The organism is Nocardia sp. NPDC060220 (assembly GCF_042727815.1).
Taxonomy (GTDB): domain Bacteria; phylum Actinomycetota; class Actinomycetes; order Mycobacteriales; family Mycobacteriaceae; genus Nocardia.
The window spans coordinates 1-5584 of record NZ_JBHWZY010000450.1 but is presented as its reverse complement, the minus strand read 5'-3'; the positions used below and the strand labels follow the sequence as shown (position 1 = coordinate 5584).

Genomic DNA, 5584 nt, shown 5'->3' with positions numbered 1-5584 from the left:
GGCAGTTCCAGGCCAACGGCTTCGCGGTGCTCCTCCCACGGGATCGGGGCGGACGCGGGGGTCGCGCCCTGCGGGCCCTGGGCCTCGGCGGGGGTGTACGCGGTGAAGCGGTACGGAGACTGGCCGGCGTTGATGGCCTCGGTGGCGTCCGCGGCGATCGTGGTAGTGGGAACAGGGCTCTCGGGCTCACTGAAAGTGGCGACGGAGGTACCCACGAGTGCGGACAGAGCCACCGCACCCGCGACCACGCCTCCCCAACGACCTGCGAAGGCGTCGGAGACTCGAGCAGATAACGGGTTGGTCACGAACATGGTTATGAACGTAGCTAAACCGTAACCTTCGCGGCCAATCCTGTGGCTGCGATCACGAAGCGCTATAACCCCAGTTGATCTATAACGATACTCTAACGAATGGCCAACATCCTGTTACTCACCGGGTGAAATTGCCCTGGTCAAGATCGTTGCCGAAATTCCGCATCCCAGGGACACTGATTCAGTGGACGCTAACGGAGTCCGTGCCATCACGGCGTTGTCCGACCCCACCCGGCGCGCGATCTTCGAATTGCTGCCGCAGGGTCCCCGCTCGGTGGCCGACCTCGCCGCCGCCACCGGGATCACCAGTTCAGCCGCGTCGCAGCACCTGCGTGTCCTGCGCGAGGCCCACCTGGTCCGCATGCGCCGCGACGGGAACAGGCACCTCTACTCCCTCGACCCCCGCGGCCTCAACGACGCACGCGACTACCTCGACAAGTACTGGCCCAGCGCGCTGGCCGCCCACGCCGCCGCTCTGCGGGAGGCGGCCGACGCCGACCCGGCTCAGCCCACCCGGCGGTAACGTGACCTGCCGGATTCGGCCCACGCCTGCTTGTCCAGCTGCATATCGACCGCCGCGATCACCTCGGGCACGCCGATTCGCAGCAGACCGGGGTCGGTGCTCAGGCCGTCCGGATCGCCGACCTGTCCGGCCCAGAGCACCGCGTGCCTGCCCAGTAGATGTGCGGGCGGGCCGCCGCGGCGCGGTGGCGTGGGACCGAACAGCAGGACCGTGCGGGTGCCGAACGCTGTCGCCAGGTGTGCGACACCGGTATCGCCGCTGATCACGAGGGCGGCCTCGGCCACCGTCGCCGCGAGGTCGGTGAGGTTCTGCCGACCGGCGAGGACCCGGTCGTCGGGCAAGCCGGCCTGCGCGGCCACCTGTCGAGCGATGTCGTGCTCGAACGGGTCGCCGGTGAGCACCACGTCGCGGCCCAGTACCAGCAGGTGGCGCACCACCGCGGCGAACCGCTCCGGCGGCCACCGCCGGGCGGGCGCGCCCGCGCCGATATGGACGACGATGCAATCGCGCCGGCTGATCGAGGCCACCGGCGGCACCAATCCGAGGTTTCGCCGATCCGCGTCGATGCCCTCGCCCTCGAGCAGGCGGCACCACCGGTCGACGACATGCGCGTCGGGATCCCAGCGCGGACCGGCGAGCTTGGGCAGCGCGGGCGTGCGATGACCGATGATCCGCGCGGCGCCGGTATCGGCCAGTGCTCGGGCGCTGGCGCCGTCGGGGCCGTGCAGGTTCACCGCTAATTCGGGCGCGGGTCCATCCCAGATCAGGGCGGCCGGGTCGGCGGTGGCGACGAGTTCATCGACCGAGGAGATCAGGTCGACGATCTGTTCCAACCGATGCGGCGCCGCCAGGACGATCCGGCTCTGTGGTTCGGCCCGGCGCAGGGCACGCAGAGCCGGGACCGCGGAGAGAAGCTCACCGAGGCCCCGAGCTTGCAGCACGAGTACAACCGACACATTCTTCATCTACCCGAGACTGTCGGCGACCAAACTTTCGCGAGGGCAACGATGTGACGGCTCGCCTGTGGGCCCGCTCACGGCGCTGCGCGTGATCGCGACACGGTGACAGCTCCAGCTAATTTCCGGAAAACCAGAGCGAGCGGGCATAACATCTCGTCATGACGACAAATACCGTGATTGGGAGCCCGTTCACGGCTCTTGCCAAGAAAACCTGGCAAACAGTTCTGGTCACCGGCCTCCTCGCGGTGGTCCTCGGCATCATCGTGCTGGTGTGGCCCGGTCCGTCGCTGCTCGTGGCGGGCATTCTGTTCGGTATCTACATGGTTGTCAGCGGTATCTTCCAGCTGATCGCCGCCTTCACCCACCTGCCGAGCACCAGCTTTCGGGTGCTGTCGTTCATCAGTGGTGTGCTGTCGCTGATCATCGGTGTGTTCTGCTTCCGCGACGACCTCACCTCGATTGTGTTGCTCGGCTTGTTCATCGGCATCAGCTGGCTGTTCCGTGGCGTCGCCGTCCTGTTCGCCGCCATCTCGGAGTCGGGCGTGCCCGGCCGGGGCTGGCAGATCTTCTACGGCATCATCAGCGCGCTGGCCGGTGTCGTCCTGATCGTGTGGCCGATCAGCTCCCTCACCACGCTGGTCTGGGTCGTCGGCATCTTCTTGATCGTCATCGGTGTCATGGAAGTCATCACCGCCTTCGGCATCCGCAAGGACGCGCATCTGCTGGACGAGCAGATGGGCTGATCCTGGCCACGGAATAGTTCGTCTGAACCGGCCGGTGCCTTCGGGCACCGGCCGCTTTCGTCTGAACCACGCTGCCGTCTGAACTACGCTTCGCACCCATGGAATTCGTTTATGACCTGGTGGTTGTGACCCACCTGCTCGGCATGGCCGCGGTGGTCGGTGGGTACGTCGCCTCGCGTCCGGTGGTGTCCGAGCTGATGGTGTGGGGCGCGCGCGCCCAGTTGATCACCGGGGTGATCCTGGCGGGGCTGGCTTCGGCGGTCGACTCGCTCGACAAGGATCCGGATACGACGAAGCTGGCTGTGAAGCTGGTTGTCGCGGTCGCGGTGGCGGCGTTCGCCGAAATGGGCCGCGGTGACGCGAAGCGCGGCAAGCAGATCGACTGGATGACCGACGCCGCCGGTGGGCTCGCGATCGTGAACGTGCTGGTCGCGGTGCTCTGGACCTGAGTGCGCGCCCGATACCGAGGAAGGTCGCGCCGGTCGCGTCCGTGCGGGATCCGCCGGCGCGCATCCGCTAGCGTTGCGGCGTGCAATTTCTCGGCATCCACCACATCGCGATCATCGCGACGGACTACGCCCGCTCCAAGAGTTTCTATATCGAGACTCTCGGGGGGACCGTCCTCGACGAGAACTACCGGGCCGATCGCGATTCGTGGAAGCTCGACATCGAGTTGCCCGGCGGGGTCCGCATCGAATTGTTCTCGTTTCCCGACCCGCCCGCACGCCCGAGCAGACCGGAAGCGGCGGGGTTGCGGCATCTGGCTCTGGCGGTCGCGAGCGTGCCCGCCGCCCTCGATGAGCTGCGGGCACGGGGCGTCCGGACCGAGGAACTGCGCACCGATGAGCACACCGGCAAGCAGATGGCCTTTTTCTTCGATCCGGACGACCTGCCGCTCGAGCTGTACGAGGCGTGATCAGGGCGTCGCGCGGGCCCGGCGCGCGAGTTCCACTGTCGCCGCGCGCAATTCGCTGATCTCGGACAGGGGGCTGGCGTAGCCGACTCGGGTGAGCGCCACGCCGCGTGGTGATTCCACCCGCAGGTCGAGGCCGTAGCGGTCGGCCTTCTCGCAGGTGGCGGCGATGGCGTCGGGGAATCCGCCCAGCTGCTGCGCCATCGCCAGCAGCGCTTCGGCATGGTCGGCGTTGAGGTGCGCGACACCGGGCGCGGCGTGTGCGACGATCGGGTCCGGCTGTGCGGCAAGGTATTCCGCGGCCGAGGCCGAATCCATCCGGCCGTAGCCGCCGACCCAGCGCACCCGCTCGACGCGCAGCACCCACAGCGTGAAATCGCTGTAGTCGATGTAGTACTTGGCCGCCGGGATCGCCGCCAGGTGGGCCGCGCGGGCCGCTTCCGCCTCGGCGCCGGTCGGGCGTTCCACGAAACCGGCGAGGGTGATCCGGGTGCCCGCCAGCGGGTCGGCCGGGATGTCGGGGGTGACGATCGCGATGCTGGCGCGCGGGTCGGCGGCCAGGTTGCGGCCGTGTTCGGCCAGGCGCGACACGCTCAGTACCGGTGCGCCGTCGAGCAATCCGTAGGTGATGAACGACGCCCACGGCGCGCCGTCGGCGGTGAGGCTGGCCAGCGTGCCCGTATTGGTGCCCGCCGCGATCGTTCTGGCTTCTTCGGCCGGCGAGGGGCGGGCCTCGTTGGCCAAGGGGGCGGTCGGCAGCGGAATGGCAGGTGCGTCGCCCGGGTCGCCGTGGTCGAGAGTCATGGCCACAGCGTATCCACCTGACGCGCGCGGCGGGGTGCGCTCGTCAACCAGCCGTGCAGCGCTTCATAGACAGCGTCGTGATTGAGCAGGCTGAAATGGTTCGCCGCGGGGATGTGCAGGCTGTTGACCGCGTCGAAATCGAGGCGCCGGGTCCGGCCGCGCCCCGACCCGCTGCCGGTGAGAACCATGCCGTCGCCGATGATCACGCCGAGCGGATGTTTCGGGCTGTGGGTGATGGTGGTGGTGACGAAGTAGTGATCGACGCCGGGCAGCAGCGGTACTTCCTTCACCGCTCGCGCGCGCAGGGTGTCCACGTCGAGGTCGCGCCAGTCCTCGTCGACCAGCGAGCCCTGCCGTAGGTCGCGGATGCCCGCGCTGCGCCTGCGCAGCAGTGTGCTCAGCGGCCGGGTCTCGGGCAGCAGATCGAGCGCGGCCGACGCGTAGTGCACGAGCTGTTCGAGCGGCGCACCGAGGTGTGGTGAACCCAGACACACCACCTGCCGCACCGATCGCACCCACTGCTGGCCCGACTCCTCGGCCTGATGGCAGGCGCTGCGCATGACCAGTCCGCCCATCGAGTGCCCGATCAGGCAGATCTCGTGCACCGGCATCGGCCAGCTGTCGACCAGGCGGGTCAGCAGGGCGCTGAGCTGGGCGGCGTTCTCGGAGATGTGCAGACCGGTATTGAAGCGAACGAAGAGGGGGGTGTAGCCGAGATCGTCTTCGAGGCGCTCGCCGTAGGTGGGGCGATTGCCGAGCCGCCAGGAGTGTTCGGTCTCCACGAGTCCGTGCAGGAGCACGACCAGCCGGGTCGTCGGCACCGGGACGTGGGCGGCGAACTCCTCGGGTGGGACGGGGACGCCGTCGACGCGAAAGGTCATGGGGGAGGAGAGGATCGGGGTCTCGTCCTCGAGCGTGTCACCGATCAGCCCCTGGATCGCGGCGAGAATGCCCGCACCCCACACGGTGCGCGAGGGAGCGGTGACACCGGGCAGCTGGACCGCGCTCGCGACCTCGCCGACGACGAAGCCGGTGCCGCTGACGGCGGCGTACACGCCATCGGTGATGGCGTCGTGGACGATTTTCACCGGCGCCGCCGCGGGACCGACGCCCAGCCGCACCGCCGCGAATACCCGGTCGGAGAGGGCTCGGTGGATGGCCGCGATCCCATCGACCGCCCCGGCGAACTCGTCACCGGCGAGCCGTGTGAGCGCCTGTACTTCGGCCTGGGCTTGGGGGAGCTGCTCCGTCACAGAGTTGAGAGTACTGAACACACCATGGCGTACGTCATCGGCGCGTCCTGCGTCGACATCATGGACCGGTCCTGCATC

Annotated in this window: 7 protein-coding genes and 1 pseudogene; 4 read left to right on the top strand and 4 right to left on the bottom strand. The window is 68.3% G+C overall.

Annotation, left to right across the window (positions count from 1 at the left end; translation table 11 throughout):
* Window positions 1-311, bottom strand: a pseudogene (locus ACFWF3_RS22160) (M23 family peptidase); the annotation flags it as partial.
* Window positions 312-495: 184 nt separating this feature from the next.
* Here ACFWF3_RS22160 and ACFWF3_RS22155 point away from each other — a divergent pair.
* A complete protein-coding gene (locus ACFWF3_RS22155) occupies window positions 496-834 on the top strand; it encodes an ArsR/SmtB family transcription factor (protein ID WP_378987898.1) in 339 nt (112 codons plus the stop codon).
* Here the strand turns inward: ACFWF3_RS22155 and ACFWF3_RS22150 are convergent.
* Window positions 816-1790 carry a glycosyltransferase family 9 protein gene (locus ACFWF3_RS22150; protein ID WP_378988464.1) on the bottom strand — a complete coding sequence of 325 codons (975 nt, stop codon included), beginning with the start codon at window positions 1788-1790 and terminating at the stop codon, window positions 816-818. The two genes, ACFWF3_RS22155 and ACFWF3_RS22150, sit on opposite strands and share 19 nt — an antisense overlap.
* 161 nt (window positions 1791-1951) lie before the next feature.
* On the opposite strand from ACFWF3_RS22150, the gene ACFWF3_RS22145 reads away from it, so the two are divergent.
* The 3 genes from ACFWF3_RS22145 to ACFWF3_RS22135 all read left to right on the top strand — a co-directional run bounded on the left by ACFWF3_RS22145 (window position 1952) and on the right by ACFWF3_RS22135 (window position 3452).
* Window positions 1952-2536 carry an HdeD family acid-resistance protein gene (locus ACFWF3_RS22145; RefSeq protein ID WP_379315111.1) on the top strand — a complete coding sequence of 195 codons (585 nt, stop codon included), beginning with the start codon at window positions 1952-1954 and terminating at the stop codon, window positions 2534-2536.
* A gap of 98 nt (window positions 2537-2634) precedes the next feature.
* Window positions 2635-2985 carry a hypothetical protein gene (locus ACFWF3_RS22140; RefSeq protein ID WP_379315110.1) on the top strand — a complete coding sequence of 117 codons (351 nt, stop codon included), beginning with the start codon at window positions 2635-2637 and terminating at the stop codon, window positions 2983-2985.
* Window positions 2986-3065: 80 nt separating this feature from the next.
* Window positions 3066-3452, top strand: a complete 387-nt coding sequence (locus tag ACFWF3_RS22135; protein WP_379315109.1) for a VOC family protein — start codon at window positions 3066-3068, stop codon at window positions 3450-3452.
* On the opposite strand, the gene ACFWF3_RS22130 is transcribed toward ACFWF3_RS22135, so the two are convergent.
* Window positions 3453-4253, bottom strand: a complete 801-nt coding sequence (locus ACFWF3_RS22130) for a HugZ family protein (RefSeq protein WP_379315108.1) — start codon at window positions 4251-4253, stop codon at window positions 3453-3455.
* Complete coding sequence (locus tag ACFWF3_RS22125; protein ID WP_379315107.1) at window positions 4250-5506, bottom strand: lipase family alpha/beta hydrolase; 1257 nt, start codon at window positions 5504-5506, stop codon at window positions 4250-4252. The genes ACFWF3_RS22130 and ACFWF3_RS22125 overlap by 4 nt, the downstream gene beginning before the upstream one ends.
* Between the last annotated feature and the right edge of the window lie 78 nt (window positions 5507-5584).